Source organism: Anabaenopsis elenkinii CCIBt3563 (genome assembly GCF_015245355.1).
In the GTDB taxonomy this organism is placed as follows: domain Bacteria; phylum Cyanobacteriota; class Cyanobacteriia; order Cyanobacteriales; family Nostocaceae; genus Anabaenopsis; species Anabaenopsis elenkinii.
On sequence record NZ_CP063311.1, the window covers coordinates 66,541 to 87,185 of the forward strand.

Below are 20,645 nucleotides of genomic sequence, written 5' to 3' on the forward strand. Positions count from 1 at the left end.
TCAATAATTAGTGACAGTGACAATGATGTAATTAGTTATTAATACTACAATATTAGGCAGAACTGTATCAGTAAAACCAGAGAGCATCAGCCAGGAATCAATGCTTAAATTTGCTCATATCCATCTGTGGATAGTTGTTTTATTGCTGGTGTTCGGCGGTGAAAAGTTAAGGCTATACAGTGTTTACCACCCTAATTTAAAGCAAAAGTTCAAGTTATCTTGCCATTATGGCAAGTTTTAATTTGACAGATGAGATATGAATAGATTGGTTCAATTTTTGCTGTGTATCGAAACTGGCAAATTAATCTCAAGCAACGGTACTTTTACCAAGTAGGACATCATACATGTTATTACCACTGTCTTCTGAGAAAGTTATCGAATACCTGAAAGAAAGAGGTATGTATTGCTCACAAGATGGAGCATTGAATCAATATGAGTTGCTCACAAGTAGTCAACATAACTTAAATTTACTCTTGAGTTTAGGAGATAATCAAAAACTGCTGGTTAAACAAAAATGTGATCTCGTAAACTATGGAAACTCCCATGATTTCTTTAATGAGTGGCTATTTCAGCAGTTTTTACAGCAGTTTCCAGTTATAGGTAATATAACTGAGATCGCACCACTAATAGTAAGTTTTGATGCGGAAAATTCCATCCTTGTTCGTAACTACTTAACTGAATATTTGGAACTAGGAGAATTTTATCTCCATAAAGATATTTTTCCGCCAGAAATTGCTACCGCCATTGGTACTACATTAGCAGGACTACATCGGGCTACTTTCCAACAGCGAGAATATCGTCAGTTTATGTCAACTGCGCCTCAAGGACAGTTTCGTTATAGCTTTTACAATCCAGCCCAAGGGGTAGATTCTATTACCCCAGAAATATTTGGTACAGTTCCCACTGAGGCGTTAAACTTTTACCTTCTCTACCAAGGTTATCAGAGTTTAGAATCAGCGATCGCCGATTTGGCTTATGAATGGCAACCCTGCTGCTTGACCCATAACGACCTAAGCTTAAATAATATCTTAATTCATTCTCGTTGGCATCAGTTAGATAATTGCCTGATTAAACTGATTGATTGGGAAGCTTGTGGTTGGGGAGACCCCGCCTTTGATGTAGGTACCCTCATCGCCAGCTATTTAAGAATTTGGCTTTCTAGCTTAGTAGTAGATCCCACCCTTGAGTTACAAGAATCCCTACATTTAGCGATTACACCCTTAGAGTTACTACAACCTTCATTACTGGGGTTAATTCGGGCTTATGTGAAAACTTTTCCCATGATTATGGAGTACCAAAGTGAGTTTCTTGCCCGAGTTATGCAGTTTACAGGACTGGCGCTGATTAATCAAATTCAAGCAAATATTAAATCTCATAAACATTTTGGCAACAGTGACATTTATATGATTGATGTTGCTAAAAATCTGCTGACCACACCACAAGAATCTATCTTGAGTATTTTCGGCGTTTCTCAGTGGGAAATTCTCAACCCCCTGGCAGAATTTCATCAAATCCCCCACAGAGACAAACAACAGCAATTAGTTCCTCTTTATTACCAAAAAACTCGCCTACGCGGTTGTTAATCACAGCCAGATATTCCCACCATGTTTGTTTAAGTAATTTTTAATATCTAGTAATGCTATACTGTCCCACCAATACATTGCAAACCTCTCTCCTAGATATTGCTAAAAATATCAATATCAGTGCTAAATTTTGCATTTCCCACCCAGATTATCAACCCTTTGCTTTACCTGTTCAGGTAGCACAAAGATTTCAACAAAATGCGCCGGCTTTACAGCATAAATATCTGACCCTACTAGTACGCAATTTCCTTTACGGTATCTACTACAATGGTTCCCTAAAAACCACCTTGGCCTTAGATAATGAAACTACTAATTACTGGGGACACCAAAATTTAGAAACTCATTCTCTCTTAGATGTGGATTGGGGATTTTACGAACAACTACACACAAGTAATCATGGTAAAGGTTATTTTGACCCTAGTTGGCGGGTCTTGAGTCGAGAACCGGATGGTACTATGGCAGTCATTAAAGGTGGTTTGACCCTATATATTGAGCCAGACTGCCATCTTAAACCCAGTAAAAAATCTCCCAAGGTGGGGGAATTAGTAGCGATTTGGATGCCTAAAAACCGACTGCAAAAAGGCTGCTACTTAGCAGTTAGCAATGTAGGACAGGAAAAGCACACTCACCCAGATGGGAATTTAGGTACGGGGAGAATCTACTTTAATTTTAGCTCATCTGGTGCGATCGCCTGCATGGATGGACTGACCCAACAACTCAACGCAGCCAATATTGCTTTTACCTTTCAGGTTCTCTATCATCCCGCTGCCTATGGACGCTATGACTCAGGTATACTCTACTTTGAAGCTCAGGACTATCCAGCATTGCACAAAATCCTTCAGAGTGTTTATAGGGGGTGTGAATCTCATTTTCAAGCTGAAATACCCTTATTTACTAAGTTTTTAGCTCCGGGATTGGGTTTAGCTGAAGAGCCTACCCAAAAATTCGCCGCCCAGGAAAGTTTTGGGATCAACCGTTGCCAAATTGTCGCCAATGCCTTGTTGGAGGCTTGGAAAAAAGGTCAAAATACAATGGAGGAGCGTATGAGAATGATTGAGCAACATTTTGCTCAACATTCCATTGATTTGCAGCGTCCCTACCTCAATCCCAGTTCTGAGGATATCTACTACCCTTTAAAATAATCTGTTTTACCATAATGTGTTTTACCTATCATCGCACTATTCGCCTTGCAGATACAGATGGGGCTGGAGTAGTTTATTTTGCCCATGCTTTATCTATTTGTCATGAAGCCTATGAAGCATCTCTAGAAGTATCGGGTATTAATCTCAAAGATTTTTTTACTCATCCATCTGTGGCGATTCCTATTGTTCATGCTAATGTGGATTTTTTTCGCCCGATGTTCTGTGGAGACCAGTTAGAAGTAAGTTTATTTCCCCATCAAATAACTCCCAATAAGTTTGAAGTTAGTTATGAAATCATAGTTGCAGATGTTCTAGTTGCTAAGGCTGTGACTCGACACGTTTGTATTGATTTGGTCAGCAGAAATAAGCGGGATTTATCTGCTGAGATGATTCAGTGGTTGGAAACTAACCGCCAAGAGACAAAAGCGCTAGAAAGAAGAAAGTTAAGAGAGATTTTGTAAATGTTCGGTGGCTATTTTCTGGAGTTCTTGGCGGTTGATTTTACCTTGAGCATTGCGGGGTAACCTGTCTACAGGAATCCAGTGTTTGGGAACTTTGAACTTACTCAGTCTTTGATTTAGTTCGGTTTGTATTTCTAAACTGGAAATCTGGGGACATTGGGGAACATAAATCGCCGTTACTGCTTGTCCCCAGTATTTATCTGGTAAGCCGATGACACAAACATCTTTGACCATTTGTGTAGTCCTAATTGCGGCTTCAATTTCCCCTGGGTAAATATTTTCTCCCCCTGTGATAATTTTGTCGCTGTTACGCCCCACTATATTTAAATAGCCTTGTGCATCTAAATATCCTAAGTCGTCTACTGAGAAATAATTGAGATTATCCCAGGTTTGGGGGTAGTACCCCAGAGCTAATGATTGCGCCTGGATGGTAATATTTCCAGTTTGATTACCAGTTAAAATTTTACCTTGTTGATTGCGAATCTTTACCTGGGCATGGGGGAGAATTTGACCACAGTTGATTATACCATTGAGAAAATCATCTGGTTTGAGGGTGGCAATTTGAGAAGCTGTTTCTGTCATCCCATAAGTAGGTGCTAACCGAATACAATTAAATCTGGCTTTTGTTAACAATTCCTCCCATGCTGGCGCACCTCCTAACAGTACCGTCCTGAATTGGGAGAGCCATTGTGTTAATTGGGAACTCTCTAGTAAGCGTTGTAATTGTGTGGGTACTAAAGATATAAAATAATTTTCAGGGTTAATCTGATATTCTCGTGTAGATGTTAAAGTTTTTAATGGTGCGATCGCTAATTTACCTCCCGTAGTCAATGAACGCATAACCTGCATTAAACCACTGACATGATAGAGAGGTAACATACAAAAAGAATTAACTTGATTTACCTGAAAATATTCTGTAAATCCTTTAACAGATGCTATCAGAGTTTCCCAAGTGTGCATAGCAAATTTAATTTTTCCCGATGAGCCACCGGTGGGAATCATGATGTATGGAAAATCCCTATAACCGCCATGGGGAAACATTTTTACCTTCGGTTTTCCTACTCCCAAAATAATATCTGGCTGCACTAAATCTAAAACTTGCTCCCATTCTTGTTGTCCCCAGTCGGGGTTACACAGAAAAACTGGACAACTCGCAGCACAAGCAGCCAGAAAACCCGCTATAAATTTCACTGGTTCACGTTCTGCTACAATAATTTTGGCAGTATTGCCACTCAGTGTTAACTGCTGTAGTTCTAAATATAATTCTAGAGCTACCTGTTGCAGTTGCTGATTATTTTCACCAATGAGCAAATCTGTCTTACATATTTGATGTAGATAAAATCTCGGTGGTTTGATAGACATTTACAGCAGTTACTACCTAGATAAAATACGGGTGACGGGTGACGGGTCAGCGATCGCCCCTACCACCACAACCGGGAACCGGGGGTTATATCGCTATGAAGCTTGACCACCGGGAGCCGGGGGTTAGAAACCCCCGTCTGATAGCGGTAGCGTGGCGTTAGCCATAAGCTGAAGTCGGATTTATCCGACTATGTGTTAAATATAACACGATAAATATGGTTAACAATCATTGCCTAGAGTATTTTCTGTAACCTACCAGTCCACTTTTAGTGGACTTTCGCTATTAGACGCTTAATTTATTCCCCAGCTAATGGCTGTTGATGATCACACCTCTTCCCAGTCAACAGTCAACAGTCAACAGTCAACCGTCAACCGTCAACCGTCAACAAATCCAAACCTACCCCCGAATGACTGTAATATTTCTCCCCAAGGGACTCAGGGCTATTTCGGTGGTAGTGCGATCGCTGATAGGCGGTAAATTCGGACGACGGTCAAATATGATTAACCATCCCGTATCTAAATTTAATCCTGATAAATACTTATCTAATTGTACCAATCCTTTGGGTAAGGGGTCGGGTTTACCCTGCTTCCATACCTTTAATTCCATCCCTAATACTACATCCCCATAACGCAGACATATATCCATCCTCCCGGAGCCTATAGCGTATTCCCGCTCTAAGCTACCACCACCATTAACCACCCGGTGTAAAAATGCCATTAATACTAAATGGGGAGCAATTTCTGGGTAAGGGGTACTTTTAAATAATGGTTCCCCGTGTTGTCGCCAAAAGTCTAAAAATGACTCTAACAATGCTATTGCATCGAGTTTGCCACTAGGTGTTAACCAGGTGGGTTGAACAGATGTTAAAGAAGCAATTGTGACATTAGCTAAAGTTTTGGGGAATACCTCTCTATAGATAGGATTAGCAATTTCAATTCCACCACCTCTATCCCGTTTACATAAACCTAAATCTAGCACATAGCGTAAATCATCATCAGGAACATTGCCTAACTGTTCACCGGCTAACATGGGTTGAATAATTGCTTTTACCCTATCTTCTCGCAGTCGCTCTGCTAAACTATCTAAGTGGGTGTCTTGTCTTTGAATTAAGATATCTTTGGCTTGATTGATTAAATCTACTGTGATGGGGATATTCACATCTTCTGCTAAGTATTCTGTAACTTGACGGGCGATCGCATTAACTAACCAAGGTTGACCCTGGGTTAAATAGTAGGCGTGGTTAATGGCTTCGGGGGTAAAGATTTGCCCCGTGGCTTGGGTATGTTGTTCATATAAACTCTTTACATCTTCTAAAGTGAAATTACTTAAAGTTAAAGATTCCACCTTGATATTAAAGGGGCTAGAGGTATTTAACCTGTCAGTACCACCAGAAGCTACCTTATAATCACGTACATCCCGCATCCCAATTAAGGCTACACATTGGGGGAAGCTCTGGGGACGACGGGGGAAACCATCCCTTAACTGTCTTAAGACAGTAATTAAAGTTTGATTTTGCAGGGAGTCAATTTCATCAATAAACACTACTAAGGGGCGCTTAGAAGTTTCTGCCCAGACAGTTAAAGCGGCATTTATCCGTTGTCCTGGTAGTGCATTTGGCCACACCGGTGGTTCTAGCTCCTTGGGTAGCCAAAATCGGGCCGCCTCTCGCCAAGCACCTAAAATTGCCTGTTCTGCTATTTCTGGCTGCTCAGGAAAGGGCGAGCCTAGTTCTGCGGATACCATGACGGCAGTATATTTACCACTAGCTGTTAATTCCTGTGCTAAGGTAAGCATGGCAGTGGTTTTACCAGTTTGTCTGGGTGCATGGATGACAAAGTAATTCTCTTGCTCAATCAGGCGTTTTAATTGGGGTAACCGTTCACTAGTGGGTAGGGTATAGTGAATATCTGGCTTACAAGGGCCTGCTGTGTTAAACCATTTAGTCATAAAAGTTCATGTATACTCCGATTTAATTATAACTTCTATGATTGTTGACGGTTCACGGTTCACGGGTGATGGGTCAGGGTTTAAGAGCTACGAGCATCGGGAGCCAGGGGTTAGAAACCCCTGTCTGATAGCGGTAGCCATAAGCTCAAGTCGGATAAATCCGACTGGGTGTTAATTCTCACAGGACAAATAGGGTTAACAATCATTGCCTAGAGTATTATATGTAACCTAGCAGTCCACTTTTAGGGCTAATGGCTGTTGATGGTCACACCTCTTCCCAGTCAACCGTCAACCGTCAACCGTCAACCGTCAACCGCGATGGTCAGGAGTTTAGTTGAGAAAATGATGGACACCAAAACCAACCGCCCGATTTTTAGGGGATAATTCTGCTGCTAGTTGTAAAGCAGCTTGTCTACCAATTGCGGTTTCAAACACTGAGGAAAACACCGCATCAATATGATGCTGTTGGCAAAATTGGCGCAGACGGGAAGGGTAACCCGCTATCCCTGGTTTAATCACAAAAATCCCTCGCCAACCCTGTTGAAAGCAGTATTGTAGTTGTGGGAATGTGGCGACAGACTCATCTAAGGCGATCGCAGTCTGAAAACTAGCGCTTAACTCCAACATTCCCCCCAATTCTGGGATTGGTAATGGTTGTTCCAGAAATTCAACCTTAGAAACATGGTCACAAATTCCCAACCATAGTTTAGCCTCCTCATAACTCAGTCCACCATTAGCATCTAATCGCAACTTAGCTGTAGGTGGTAACTTCCGGGTCAATAAATCAAAAATTTCCCACTCCCTAGAAAACTCACCCACCCCAATTTTCCATTTAAATGTACGGTATCCTTGCTCCCACAGGGTTTTCCACTTACTTAACGCCCCCTCCCCTGCTGGTAACAATCCACTATAACGGAGAGATTGAGGATATCTGAGTAAATTACCCATTGCTTCCCAAGCTGACTCAAAAGCAAACTGACAAGCTGGTAAACTATCGGGAATTGAGAAAATCATCTCCCGTGTAATTACCCCTGGTAATTGACGACAAAAATCTATAGCTTCCTCTAGAGTCTCCGAACCAAACCAACTAATAGGCGCAATTTCCCCCCAACCACAGTTACCCCCAGAATCACGTAAATGAATGATCAAACCCTCACGGGTAGACCAAATCCCATGATTAGTAATCAATGGTTGTAAAAACCGCCTCCTGTAGCAACGAAAATCAAAGTTAAAAATCTTAACCAACCCCCAAGATAAACCCCAAACCCAACAGCAAACAACAGCAAAAATGTAAATTAACCGCAATAAATTTACAATTACTCACCTTTTCCGGGAGATAATGATTTTTTTGCACATGGTGACATAACTGTAAAGCCAAAGGTAAACTCAGCCAACTAAGCAGAGTCCAGATTGGGAACACCTCCCAGACAACAAATAACAAAATCAGGGGATAAATACTACTGGTAAACCAATAGAGGACTTTTGCAGCTTTGGCGGTTCCCAAACGCACCACAGGCGATCGCTTACCCGCTGCTATGTCATCCTTAACTTGGTGAAAGTGGGAGCAAAATAAAATTAAGCTGGTAGCAATGCCCACAATCACGGAAGCTGCTAAACTAGTCATAGACCAAGTTTGAGTTTGGCTATAGTATGCCGCTGTTATCGCTAAAGGTCCAAAGGCAAAAAAACAAATAATTTCCCCTAAACCTTGGTATCCTAAGCGAAAAGGTGGCCCTTGGTATGTGTAGCCCAAAGCACAGCACACCAAAATTAAACCTATCACCGTCGGGTCTTGTTGCCAAGTAGCAATGGCGATGATTCCCAGTAAACCAGCTAATAAACACAAGTTACCTAACCAAAATATTAATAACTTTTTGCCAGTTAAGTTAACTAAAGAATGATGTTTATTTTTATCAATTCCCGTTTCCGCATCAAAAACATCATTACTTATATTTTCCCAAGCTAAAATTAAAATTGCTGCCCCTATAAAAGTAGAAAATACTACTAAATTAAATCCTTTAGTTTCCGCAAAAGCTACTGCTGTTCCTACCCAAATCGGCATAATAGCAACACTATACATTGGCGGTTTAATTGCCGCTATCCATAATTTAATTTGAGGATTTACAACCTGCTTTTTGCTCATCAGTCCTTATTAATGAGATTATCACCTGAATCATGTATAAACTTTTACGTATCCTTGAGACACCAGCGCCTCCCAGGTAGTGCAAAACCACCCTGTGCTTTACTAAAGACTAGTTAAGTGCCAAACTTATGGCATTTACTGTGGTTGGTTAACCTCCGGTTAGTAATACTCAATTTTTGGTTGCAACCCAAAACTCACAGATAGCTGTTTAGCCTATGGGAACACCATCAATACAGCAAACCATACTCTGGTGAATTGGCAACTGAATATGCTACCTGTAGAAATACCACCACGTTTAATTAGACTTTAGGAAGTTAACTTAAAAAAAGTTTACTATTGCTAGACCCATGACAGTTTCACCATGTCGCAGCAACTTCTTGGTTACACACAAAGACCTATACGATTTTCTGTGGAAAGTTAGGGAAAATTGCCTCAAAAATAATTGTCGGCAAATTGTCAGTATTTCCCTGAATATTGACTGGGTAGATCCCTTGCTTGTGTTAAATAAATTTACACAAGAAGATAGTATAAATTTTTACATTGAGAACCAGACCAAAGGAGAAGCGATCGCCGCCATTGATACGGTGTTCAAATTAGAAATTGATGGCAAACAGCGTTTTCAGCAAGCCGAATATTTTATTAAATCTTGTCTTCAAGATATCATAAATTTTGGGATTACCGAGCATAATTTTAGTGGTCCGCACTTTTTTTGTTATTTCACCTTTTTTGACCATAATTCCCAAAAAGATTACCCATTTCCACCGGCGACAATTTTTTTACCACGTTGGCAAATAGCAGTTAAAAATCAACAGTGTATATTAGTTAACAATATAATTATTAAACCTCACAGGAATCTAGAAAAGATCCTTGAGGATTTGCAGGATACAATCAACCAAATTCATCCCTTAGAATCTACTGCTAATAAGTTGGATAAACTACCAAATAAATTTAGCAAACAATCTGTAACCAAGACGGAAGACTTTAAAAGAGCAGTAATATCTACAGTAGAAAAAATTCGCACCAGTGACTTAAGTAAAATTGTCCTAGCCAACGCCTTAGATGTCAAAGCCAGCACGATTTTTAATTTATTCAAATCCTTAAAAAAACTGCGGGAAATACATCCTAATTGTTATATTTTCTCTACCAGTAACGGTAAAGGACAAAGCTTTATTGGTGCGAGTCCAGAACGATTAATTAGTATTAATAATCAAGAATTAATATCCGATGCTTTAGCCGGTTCTGCACCCAGAGGTACAACAGCCGCGGAGGATGCAGCCAACGCCAATCGCTTACTAAATAGTATCAAAGAAAGACACGAACATTCTTTAGTGATTGATTTTATTACTCAACACCTATCCCAGCTGGGTTTGTCACCCCAGATATTAGCACCGCGACTGAGACAATTATCTAACATCCAGCATTTATGGACACCCATTACAGCCAGGGTTCCCCCTCACGTTCACCCCTTAAGGATAGTATCCCAACTTCATCCTACCCCAGCGGTTGCCGGTGCCAGCAGAGATGTTGCTTGTGCAGAAATTCGTCAATATGAAAAGTTTGAGCGGGGTTTATATGCTGCGCCTCTAGGTTGGATAGATGCTAGGGGGAATTGTGAATTTATAGTTGGGATTCGTTCAGCATTAATCGATGGCGATCGCGCTAGGCTGTATGCTGGTGCTGGTATAGTAGCGGGTTCAGATCCTGAGAAAGAATTGGCCGAAGTGCAGCTGAAACTTCAAGCCCTACTCAAAGCATTAGTTTAAGATTCCCCATCTGTTCTCACAGAACGGCTTTCCTTAATTGGGCTTGCAACCCCGCCCAGGTCACACCCGCTAAACTAGGTAAAACAACATGAGCCGCACCAACTCGTTCACATGGACCTAGACCCACAGCCCACATACCAGCAGCCAGAGCCGCTTCTATACCTGCAGCCGCATCTTCAATGACTAGACATTGCTGTGGTGGGACTCCTAATTGCTCCGCTGCATATAGGAATAAGTCCGGTGCCGGTTTAGCTTGTTGTACACTATAACCATCAGCGATCGCATCGACTTGATCAACAATCCCCAAACGCTCTACAACCATCTGGGCATTTTTACTGGCTGAACCAATAGCGATTTTAATACCCTGTTGTCGCAACTCATCCAGCAAAGCGATCGCACCTGGTAACAAATCTTGGGGTGTAATATTAGCAATCATTTCCACATAGTAGCGGTTTTTGCGTGCCAACATTTCCTGAATTTGTGACTCTGAATATTTTTTATTTTTAATAATTAACATCAAAGAAGCCCGACGGGATATACCCCGCAACGCCTCATTAGCTTCTCGATTAAACTCTATACCCTCTTGATCTGCTAGTTTGCGCCAAGCTAAATAGTGGTATTCAGCCGTATCAGTTAACACACCATCTAAATCAAAAATCACCCCTCGGATGGGGAAAGATGAAGGAGCAAATAAAATCAACCCCTGATCACCTTTCTCCTGGTTCATTTGAGGACGTAAATTGAATTCGTGCCATTCACCCCGCCAATGCAGTTTGAACTTCAGGCCTGTCCACCCCTGGGGTAAATGAGGGTTAGCCACAGGGCGACTGTCCCTCAGTTTAATTCCACCAAAACCAAAAACCACAGCTTGCCAAATTCCTCCAGCATTAGCCCCATGAATACCATCAGCAGTGTTACCTCGGGTATCCTCAAGATCGATCATTGCTGCTTGCATAAACCGCTCATAAGCTTCTGCCCGTTTTCCTAAATCTGAGGCTAAAATTGCATGAATTGCCGGGCCTAGAGATGAACCATAGGTAATATCCGTACGGGGTGCGTAGTAGTCCCAATTTGCTTGTAATGATTTTTGATTGTAGGGAAAATCTCCCAATTCCCGCATCATATATAACAGCATTAATACATCTGGTTGCTTGAGTACCTGCAACTTATTAGTTTTTTCGATACCCAAAATGGCCTGCATGGACTGGTTGCGTGGTTCATAGTCCTGCAGGTTAATATCTTCCAACTGGAAAAATCCCTCGAACTGCTCTATTAATCCTGTTGAAGAGTCGTAAGGAATCCAGAGTTTAGCGGCGATATGCTGCCATTGGCTTTTCGTTTCAGGGTTAAGTTGTAGTTGTTGGTCTAATTCCTTGGCTCTTTCCGGGAAGCTTTGACGTAACCAATTATCAACTATCACAGCTTTTTCCAAATGCCATTGTACTATCCGGTTGGTAAAGGTGTTATTGTGGACAAACTCGTGATACTCATCTGCTCCTATTACCCCACGAATTTCATAGCGGTCTTGCTCAGAATTGAACTCAACTCGACTACCCCAAAAGATGGCAGTATCTAAAATAATCTCTGCACCGCACCTTTGCATCCACTGATCATCACCAGTTGCTTGCCAATAGTACCAGACAGCATAAGAAATATCTGAACTAATGTGAATTTCGTGATCACGACACCAAATTCTGATATCTTCACCGTAAAAATCACTAGGAAGTGACCAACGTGGTGTTACCTCATCCCCTGTAACAGCACTTTCCCAAGCATACATCGCCCCTTGATACCCATAATGGGATGCCTTCCGTCTGGCACCATTTAAAGTGTGATAGCGGTAACTCAATAAATTACGCGCCAGGGCTGGTTGGGTAAAGATAAAAAAGGGCAGAATAAAAATTTCTGTATCCCAAAAGATATGACCACGGTAGCCAAAACCCGAAAGGGTTTTAGCGGGAATGCTCACTTTTTCATCATGCCTGGGGGCGGCAATTAGCAGCTGAAACAAATTGTAACGGATGGCAAAGGCGGCTTTACTATCCCCCTCTATGGCAATATCACTGTACTGCCAAACCTCATCCCATGCTTGAGCGTTGGCTTGCCGCAGGGTGATATAGTCTGGTAAGTGCGCGAGTTTTTCTTGAGCTGCTGACACTGGTTGGGAAGTTTCCCGGGAGGTAAAAACTGTGACTAATTTCTCCAGTGTCACTGTCTGCTCTGGTGTAGCAAGAAAGGTTGCAGTTACCGTAGGGTAGCCAGGAGCAGTATGCACTTGTAAACCCGATTCAGTTCCTGATAATACCACCTTGGCGGACATACCAATATCAATCCTGGAGCCGCGAGTCCGGCTGTATAACCAGATTCCCCCCTCAATTTTACCTTGGTCGATTGCTTCCCAGTGGTTGAAACCTTGATTTTCTGAGTAGCCGTTAATACTAGCCTGAATCTCGATTACACCATCAAAGTTTACCGGTCTTACCTGGCAACGTTGCCCTAATACGTGCTGGTCAGCTACACTAGCGAACCGTTCAAACTCAATATCTATGGTTTGCCCATGGGGACTACACCAGCGTAGAGAACGGCTAAGAAGGCCTTGACGCAGGTCTAGTTGTCGATCATAGTTTAATATTTTTCCCTGATCGCAACGGAAGCGATCGCCATTAATATTAAGTGTTAATGGTAACCAATCTGGACAATTGGCGAGTTCAGTATAAACTACAGGAACATGATCATAGACACCGTGGATAAAAGTAGCTGGTAATGCGCGAATATAGCCTTCCTCAAAACTACCCCTTGTGCCCAGGTATCCGTTACCGATGGTGAAGATAGTTTCTCTGGAATGTAACTGCTCAGGGTCAAATTCAGTCTCAATTAATATCCAGTCTGTATATATGAAGTGGTTATGATCACTTTTTTTATTCATCGCGAATCCCTAGGCTAAATTCCCAATTAGGAAGCAAAGTTTTTAATTTTTGACGAACAGAGAATTCTGCATATGTTGTTCTAAAATTATTTCTGCTCTGGGTTTAAAAATTAGGTGGAATAATGCTTCTATATATCTATATTTGGCTGCATTATTGTCAGGAGCAGCAAAGTTCCAAAACCTAAATATTTTAGCTAGCAATAGCATTTGACTATTGTTGATTTGCCAATTATATTTATTCAGAATACGTTGGCTCATGGTTTGCGAAACTTCCTCCCATAGTTGGGGTTGAGTATCACATTTTTCTATGAAGCTCAAAATTCGCTCTGTTGTTTCTTTTTCATCTGTAGGGTTAATATGAAATCCATTTTGTTGCTCTTCAATAACTTCTACAGCACCACCAAATTTAGTTACAAAAGTGGGTAAACCGGAAACCATAGCTTCCAGAATGCTGCGACCAAAGGATTCAAAGCGGGCAAAGTGAACATAAATTCCCTGAGTATCGGCAATGACTCGATAGGCTTCTCCTAGCTCACGATGGGGAAGACGCATCCCTATACAGCGTATATGTCCATGGAGTTCATATTGATTAATTATGTCATGGAGTTTTTGAATTTCCTCTGCTTGTCTAGGGTTGGTTGCTTCGGTGGCATACAGTTTACTCGTAATAAAAATCAGGTTACAATGCTCTCGTAACGCCGGTGTTCTGCCAAAACATTCCGCCAAACCTGTAAGATTCTTGACTGAGGTTATGGGAGCAACATTGAGGATCGGTCGCTTGTTCGGGTTATGTAAATCACCAAGAATTTGGGGATGTTGACGAGTAAATAGTAAATCATGTACTTGGTTGGTAAATTCAACATCCCGCCTGTGTTTGTGGTTATAAGGGAAAAAGATATTTTCACTTACTCCAGGGGGTACCATGTTGAATTTAGGGCTAAATAAATCAATGCCATCAATTACATGATATAGCTGGGGCATGGTAAAACACTTGTATGATTCATATTGCCCTATTGTATCTGGGGTGCCCACAATTTCTTGGTAGGATGAAGTGATGATAAAGTCCGCAGCATTCATACTGATTAAGTCAGCGGTGAATTGTGCGGAAAAGTGATAATTTTCTTCTAAGTCCTGCCAATATAGATTACTAAATAAATGTTTGGGTTTTTCTAAAGTGTGGGCAATGTTGCACTGAGTGACTTTCAGGCTTTGGGAAAGGAGGGAGGCTACTAAATTACCATCACTGTAGTTACCAACAATGAGATCGGGACAACCTTGGAACTGACCTAATAGTTCTTTTTCTGCATCCCTAGCAAATTGTTCTAAATAAGGCCAAATATCATATTTAGAAATCCAATTGTTAGTAATCTCAGGATTGAATTCACCAAAGGGAACTCGCAATATCCAAGCGTTTGCAGTGTTATCAATTTTCTCTAGCCGCAAATTACATTCTGTACCTTCGCAGTTAGGAATAAGTCTAGTGAGAATAATTATATGTGGTTGAATTCCTAATACATCCAGACCTGCTAGTTTGAGTTCTGTTTGCAGTTTATTTTCCAAGCTGCGCGCTTGTTCCAGGACATAAATCACTTGACCGAGTGTTTCATCTCTACCTAAAACATCCTGTTGAGCTACCCAACCATGTATAGAAATCAGAACCACGCGGAAAATGGCGGGAATGCGGGCGACAAATGCTTCTAAGATAGCGGGTTGGGGACTGTGTATAAGTTGTTCTAACAGTTCTAGGGTTTCGGATATACGCCCAGCTGTATTACCCCACCCGGGTTCAAAACCCAATTCTTGCAGGTGAGGGCGAAAATTAGCGTAGGGTTCTTCAGGGGGTAGTTGTTCCAGAAATTTCAGGGCCTGTTTAATTTGTTGCTTCAGGTGGATACCACCGGAAATGTGATCTGCTTTAGCAGCAGCGCTGGCGCGATCGCTAATTAATAGGGGTTTTTGATCATAAGTTAGTTCATATAATGCTTGAAATAACAGCTCTAACCAATAATTGCTGTCAGTCAACAGTTGATCGCACAAGTAGCGATTCAAGAAAGCTAGACCTTGACCAATATTTCTGGGGTCAGTAATTCTGGTGGATTTCGGATAAAACGGTTGAAAGTCAATTTCTAGAATGTGGGGTTGATAGCGGTTAACCAGGCGATCGCTCACATCTAACCATGCTTCGGGTGTCATTGGCTCGAATCCAGAGCAGTCAGCTTGCAGTCGCCACACTTCCTGATTAGCAATTCTGGGGCGCAAAACAAACCAAGTACCTTCCGGTGCTAAAATCATTTCATGGGTATTGTGAATTAATCTGCCCACAGAAGAAGAGTAGTAAAAGTAAGCCGGCTTTTGCTTCCTCTGACAGTAATCCGCAAAAATGTGTAAAATCTCGTTTCTTAAGAAGTAACGTTTATTGGTCGCACTTAATTGTAAAATCAATTGACATAGAGTGATTTTTTCATCTGCATCTAAACAGGTCTGAAACAGTTCATACATGACCAACTCCAGCACAGTATCAGGTTACGACCTCAAATGTGATGCTAGAGGTACATTTCCCACAGTTATATCCATAGAATAGATAGTATGAAAGCTGTTCACGTCTGGCTTAGGGATGAAACCCTAGCAATTCAGTCTATACCTTCAGGTTGTCAATATGGTTACTTCCCCTGAAATCTACGTCACCCCGGAAGAATACTTAGAAATTGAGGAAAAGAGTCACACCAAACACGAATATATTGATGGCTATATCTACGCCATGGCTGGGGCTTCTGACTCCCATGTGACTATTGCTCTCAACCTTGCTAGTCTGCTACGTAATCATGTACGTAGTTCAGGTTGTCGGGTTTACATCGCCGATATGAAAGCCAGGATTGAATCGCTGAATCGTTTCTACTATCCTGATGTGATGGTGACTTGCGACCCAAGAGACCGGGAAACGCAGGACTATAAAAAATTCCCTTGTTTAATTGTCGAAGTCTTATCTGATTCTACTGAGGGCTTTGACCGTGGTGATAAATTTGCAGATTACCAGGGAATTTCTACATTGCAAGAGTATGTCTTAATCAATACAAAACGTCAGCGCATCGACTGTTTTAGTCGTAACGACCAAGGACTGTGGGTATTGCAATTCTACACCCCAGAACAAAAGTCATTGCGACTAACTAGCATTGACTTTGAGGTGACCATAGCACAAGTGTATGAGGATGTGCTTTTTGCTTGATCTGCGCAGTTCTTGGGGTTTAAAATTTTATCCCCACCCACTGAGTCACAGGGGACATAGCCCGCCAACCTAAAAACTTACCTATAGGTTCAGCTCTTTGAATAGCAATACGAGTTAAATCACCACCAACTTGATTATACCATTTAAATAAGGTTTGCTCCCCTTCTATTGTCACAACATTAGCTACTAACCGCCCACCGGGACGTAATGCTGTCCAACAGGTATCAAACAGGTCTTCCGCAGTGACTCCACCACCAATAAATATAGCATCCGGTGTCGGTAAATCTTTCAGGCTTGATGGTGCTTGACCGGGAATAATTTTTAGGTGGGGGGTTCCTAACGCGGTGGCGTTGTCTGCTATGTACTTTAGTCTACCAGGGTTCTGTTCAATGGCGATCGCTTGACATCGGGAATTAGTACGCATCCATTCAATGGAAATTGAACCGCAACCCGCGCCCACATCCCATAATAGTTCTCCGGGAGCGGGTGCTAATTTGGCTAAGGTGACCGCCCTCACTTCTCGCTTAGTTAATTGTCCATCATGATGATAGGCATGATCTGGTAATCCTGGTAATCTGGGTAAGGGGATCACCCCAGAATCGGCAATACAATTAACTGCGATCGCATTGAGCGGGGCAATTTCTGTTTCACTCCAAGATGCGGCTGTACCTTGTACAATTCTTTCCTGAATACCCCCCAGATGTTCTAAAACAGTAATTTTACTACCACCATAACCGCGATTTGTCAAGATTTCCGCCACAATTGCCGGTGTATCTTTTCCTGCGCTCAAAATTAACAGCTGCGCCTGGGGGTAAATGTAAGACTGGAGAAGCGACCCTGGACGACCACACAAACTCAAGGTCTCTGTTTCAGTTACAGACCATCCTAGTTTGGCACAAGCTAGGCTGAAGGTGGAAGGCCCAGGGATGATGGTGATTTCTTCTAGGGGGAATTGTCGGGTAAGGGTGACACCGATACCGTAACATAAGGGGTCGCCACTGGCTAAGACACAGATTAATTGACCCCGACGGCGGGTAATTTCTGCTATTGAAGTGCTAATCGGTGATGTCCAGGCTATTTTCTCACGCTGGTCATCGGGGGGTAACATGGTTAAATGGCGATCGCCCCCCATAATCACTTCCGCTTGGTCAATCAGGGAACGGGCGATTGGACTTAAACCCTGTAACCCATCTTCACCAATACCGACAATCGATAGCCATTTCCCTATCATAGGATCTGATAATAATTTTACTAGATGTGGTAGTTTTTCCGCTGCAAAATTTTGGAATTTTCCAACTTTTATGAGTGTGTTATAATCAATGTGCATTACAATTTTTACTAAGTAAATATAGTAATATATATTTACTTGACTTGGTTAAATTTCATAATTAGGTTGATTATTAATTGAAAATTAAAGCGTTGGATGTCAAACCAGGCGATCGCATTATTGCCTACTGTAAGAATAAGATGCAAGTTTGCAAGGTGAAGCGCATCTTAGATCCTGGTTCCAGGAATATCACACTATTGGTGTTTACATCTGAGCATTATCGTGGATGCTTAGTTTCCTGTGTAGTGAGGTTCCAGCCTGACACCTTAGTTGATTTAGTTAATTTTGCGTAACTCCTAGTAATTATCATAGGGTTAATGGAGGTGGTAAATAAACTATCCAGATATACTTCAGTACTATATTTAACCGAATCTTAAAAAAAATGCAGCATCCAGTGGCTTGAATACCTGATCATGTTAAATTATTAAAGCTGAGAGTTGGGAAACTCCGGTGTAATTCCGGGACTGTGCCGCAGCTGTGATGGTAAGACCAAAGCAGAATGTTCAGTTTTTTTACTTACCAAGTCAGAATGCCAACCCTTACCATGTCCTCAATACACATCTATATATCTAGTACCTGCGTCGCACAGGGAAGGAGTGAATATTTTGCTGTCCGGTTTTGCCTCATGTCCTGGATTATTTTATGATACACTAGCCCCAGATGGGATATTATTTCGCATCAGAATACCAGGTGGAATTCTGGATAGTAAACAGTGTTATGCGATCGCAGATTTAGCCGAGAATTATGGTGGTGGTTATGTGGATGTGACTAATCGCGCTAACCTCCAAATCCGGGAACTGCGATCAGGAATAAATACCAGCGTTCTCCAGGATTTACAAAATGTAGGTATTGGTTCTCGCAATGTTGCTGTTGACCATATTCGCAATATTATGACCAGTCCCACCGCTGGTATTGATCACCAAGAACTAATCGATACCCGTCCCTTTGTCAAGCAGTGGGATGACTATCTGGCGACACATCCCAGCTTAGGAAAACTATCGGCAAAATTTAGTGTTGGTTTTGATGGTGGTGGTCAAGTTTCCGTGTGCCATCAGCTCAATGATATTATGTTGGCTGCTGTTGTCATTGACGGTGAAGTTTATTTTCGTCTCTATCTGAGTGTGGGACAGGCGGGAAAACCACCCCTAGATATGGCAATTATATTATTGCCAGAGCAATGTTTGCCAGTTTTAGCAGCTTTGGCTGAGGTTTACCGACATTACACTGAGTTACACACTAAACCCAAGCTGCGTTTGCGAGAATTATTAAATAATTTGGGGTGTGAAAGTTACCTCAAAGAAGTGGAAAAACTCTTAGGGTTTCCACTTCCTCCCAGTCCGGTCTGTGACACAACTAATTCCCTATCCCCACTGGGAGTAAAAAACACCGTAAGTTCACAGTATCACCATATTGGCATTCATCCCCAGGGTCAGCAAGGCTTATTTTATGTTGGCGTGGTTTTACCTTTGGGTCGGTTAGAAAGTAAGCAAATGCGGGGTTTCGCTGATTTAGCCTCAGAATTTGGTACTGGAACCCTCAGGTTAACTCCTTGGCAAAATCTACTACTGACTGACATTCCTCAAGCAGCGCTCTCCAATGTTAAGAATGAAATCACTGCTTTAAATTTAGATTTCTCTAGGAGTAATATCAATAGTGCATTAGTGGCTTGTTCTGGTAATCAAGGTTGTGCAGCTGCAGCTACAGATACAAAAGGGGATGCTGTGAGATTAGCAAATGATCTGCCAACTAATCTTAACCTCAATTACCCTGTTCATATTCACTTTAGCGGCTGCGAAAAATCTTGCGCCCATCATGGTAATAGTGATATTACTTTGCTGGGTGTGAGCGGACAATCCGAAAATGCTACTGTGGGAGCTTATCAAATTTATGTTGGTGCAGGTGAGAGCGACCACAAATTTGGTCGTCAACTTTATGAATATGTGAGTGTGGACGAACTCACTGTATTCTTAGAACAGATGTTAAGAGTATATAAAATGCAATGCCGAAACAGTAATGAATCCTTTGGAGAATTTGTTAATCGATATGAAATTTCACAATTACAGTCGTTATTTTCCCCAATAAGATAAGTTTATTGCTGCTTCCATTCACTATTCACCATTCACTATTGCTGATTTTCCCATGCCTGACTACATCCGAGATGCTAAAGAAATTTACAGTAAATCTTTTGCCATCATCAGAGCAGAAGCTAACCTAGAGATGCTACCGCCTGATGTAGCAAAAGTGGCTGTACGCCTCATCCATGCCTGTGGAATGACTGATATTGTTAATGACTTGGGATATTCAGCCGATGCGGTAAAGCGTGGACGCGCTGCACTCGCAGCAGGAGCGCCAATTTTGTGTGATTGTCGAATGGTTGCTGAGGGTATTACCAGAGAAAGACTACCCGCAAACAACCAGGTTATTTGCACCCTCTATGATGTGGAAGTTCCAGCCCTGGCTAAACGTCTGGGTAATACCAGATCAGCCGCGGCTGTAGAATTGTGGCGCTTGCACTTAGATGGCGCAGTGGTAGCAATTGGTAATGCACCTACAGCACTATTTCACCTTCTGGAAATGCTCGAAGAAGGATTTTTCAAGCCAGCGATTATTTTAGGTTTTCCCGTGGGATTTGTGGGCGCTGCTGAGTCAAAAGCAGCACTGGCAGTTAATAGCAAAAATGTACCATTTTTAACTTTATATGGTAGGCGTGGTGGCAGTGCGATCGCAGCTGCAGCAGTAAATGCCCTAGGTACAGAGGAAGAATAAT

15 protein-coding genes and 1 riboswitch are annotated in these 20,645 nt (G+C 41.9%); of the genes, 8 read left to right on the forward strand and 7 right to left on the reverse strand.

Annotated elements, in window-relative coordinates; genetic code table 11:
- Positions 1-344 precede the first annotated feature (344 nt).
- From IM676_RS00340 to IM676_RS00350, 3 genes are read left to right on the forward strand one after another with little or no spacing between them, the layout of a single operon-like run.
- Complete coding sequence (locus tag IM676_RS00340) at positions 345-1,583, forward strand: phosphotransferase family protein (RefSeq protein WP_200988471.1); 1,239 nt, start codon at positions 345-347, stop codon at positions 1,581-1,583.
- A gap of 53 nt (positions 1,584-1,636) precedes the next feature.
- Positions 1,637-2,725: a T3SS effector HopA1 family protein gene (locus IM676_RS00345; protein WP_200988472.1), complete on the forward strand. Its 1,089-nt coding sequence runs from the start codon at positions 1,637-1,639 to the stop codon at positions 2,723-2,725.
- A gap of 14 nt (positions 2,726-2,739) precedes the next feature.
- Positions 2,740-3,186: an acyl-CoA thioesterase gene (locus tag IM676_RS00350; protein ID WP_200988473.1), complete on the forward strand. Its 447-nt coding sequence runs from the start codon at positions 2,740-2,742 to the stop codon at positions 3,184-3,186.
- Here the strand turns inward: IM676_RS00350 and IM676_RS00355 are convergent.
- The 4 genes from IM676_RS00355 to menA form a co-directional block, all read right to left on the reverse strand.
- A complete protein-coding gene (locus tag IM676_RS00355; RefSeq protein WP_200988474.1) occupies positions 3,169-4,548 on the reverse strand; it encodes a 2-succinylbenzoate--CoA ligase in 1,380 nt (459 codons plus the stop codon). The genes IM676_RS00350 and IM676_RS00355 overlap by 18 nt on opposite strands.
- Positions 4,549-4,945: 397 nt before the next feature.
- Positions 4,946-6,496 (reverse strand): ATP-binding protein, encoded by a 1,551-nt coding sequence (locus tag IM676_RS00360; RefSeq protein ID WP_200988475.1) that lies wholly within the window; start codon positions 6,494-6,496, stop codon positions 4,946-4,948.
- A gap of 330 nt (positions 6,497-6,826) precedes the next feature.
- The gene (locus IM676_RS00365; protein WP_200988476.1) at positions 6,827-7,741 is read right to left on the reverse strand and encodes an o-succinylbenzoate synthase; all 915 of its coding nucleotides are present in this window, start codon (positions 7,739-7,741) and stop codon (positions 6,827-6,829) included.
- Positions 7,734-8,639, reverse strand: coding sequence for a 2-carboxy-1,4-naphthoquinone phytyltransferase (menA, locus tag IM676_RS00370; RefSeq protein ID WP_200988477.1), 906 nt, complete (start codon positions 8,637-8,639; stop codon positions 7,734-7,736). The genes IM676_RS00365 and menA overlap by 8 nt, the downstream gene beginning before the upstream one ends.
- A 347-nt stretch (positions 8,640-8,986) precedes the next feature.
- On the opposite strand from menA, the gene IM676_RS00375 reads away from it, so the two are divergent.
- The gene (locus tag IM676_RS00375; RefSeq protein WP_200988478.1) at positions 8,987-10,402 is read left to right on the forward strand and encodes an isochorismate synthase; all 1,416 of its coding nucleotides are present in this window, start codon (positions 8,987-8,989) and stop codon (positions 10,400-10,402) included.
- A gap of 16 nt (positions 10,403-10,418) precedes the next feature.
- Here IM676_RS00375 and pgmB read toward each other — a convergent pair whose 3' ends face one another.
- Together pgmB and IM676_RS00385 are read right to left on the reverse strand one after the other, a co-directional pair.
- Positions 10,419-13,328, reverse strand: coding sequence for a beta-phosphoglucomutase (gene pgmB / locus IM676_RS00380; RefSeq protein ID WP_200988479.1), 2,910 nt, complete (start codon positions 13,326-13,328; stop codon positions 10,419-10,421).
- A gap of 42 nt (positions 13,329-13,370) precedes the next feature.
- Positions 13,371-15,827 (reverse strand): sucrose synthase, encoded by a 2,457-nt coding sequence (locus tag IM676_RS00385; RefSeq protein WP_200988480.1) that lies wholly within the window; start codon positions 15,825-15,827, stop codon positions 13,371-13,373.
- A gap of 157 nt (positions 15,828-15,984) precedes the next feature.
- On the opposite strand from IM676_RS00385, the gene IM676_RS00390 reads away from it, so the two are divergent.
- Positions 15,985-16,551 carry a Uma2 family endonuclease gene (locus tag IM676_RS00390; protein WP_200988481.1) on the forward strand — a complete coding sequence of 189 codons (567 nt, stop codon included), beginning with the start codon at positions 15,985-15,987 and terminating at the stop codon, positions 16,549-16,551.
- Between the two features lie 19 nt (positions 16,552-16,570).
- Here the strand turns inward: IM676_RS00390 and cbiE are convergent, their stop codons facing one another.
- Positions 16,571-17,782, reverse strand: coding sequence for a precorrin-6y C5,15-methyltransferase (decarboxylating) subunit CbiE (gene cbiE / locus IM676_RS00395; protein ID WP_200990014.1), 1,212 nt, complete (start codon positions 17,780-17,782; stop codon positions 16,571-16,573).
- A 173-nt stretch (positions 17,783-17,955) separates the two neighbouring features.
- On the opposite strand from cbiE, the gene IM676_RS00400 reads away from it, so the two are divergent.
- The 3 genes from IM676_RS00400 (at position 17,956) to IM676_RS00410 (ending at position 20,644) form a co-directional block, all read left to right on the forward strand.
- Positions 17,956-18,171 carry a hypothetical protein gene (locus IM676_RS00400; protein WP_200988482.1) on the forward strand — a complete coding sequence of 72 codons (216 nt, stop codon included), beginning with the start codon at positions 17,956-17,958 and terminating at the stop codon, positions 18,169-18,171.
- A 131-nt stretch (positions 18,172-18,302) separates the two neighbouring features.
- A riboswitch (adenosylcobalamin-variant (AdoCbl-variant) riboswitch) is annotated at positions 18,303-18,421 on the forward strand.
- A 53-nt stretch (positions 18,422-18,474) separates the two neighbouring features.
- On the forward strand, positions 18,475-19,965 hold the full coding sequence (cobG, locus tag IM676_RS00405; RefSeq protein WP_225880417.1) for a precorrin-3B synthase: 1,491 nt from the start codon (positions 18,475-18,477) through the stop codon (positions 19,963-19,965).
- 52 nt (positions 19,966-20,017) lie between these two features.
- On the forward strand, positions 20,018-20,644 hold the full coding sequence (locus tag IM676_RS00410; RefSeq protein ID WP_200988483.1) for a precorrin-8X methylmutase: 627 nt from the start codon (positions 20,018-20,020) through the stop codon (positions 20,642-20,644).
- The last annotated feature ends 1 nt before the right edge of the window (position 20,645 follow it).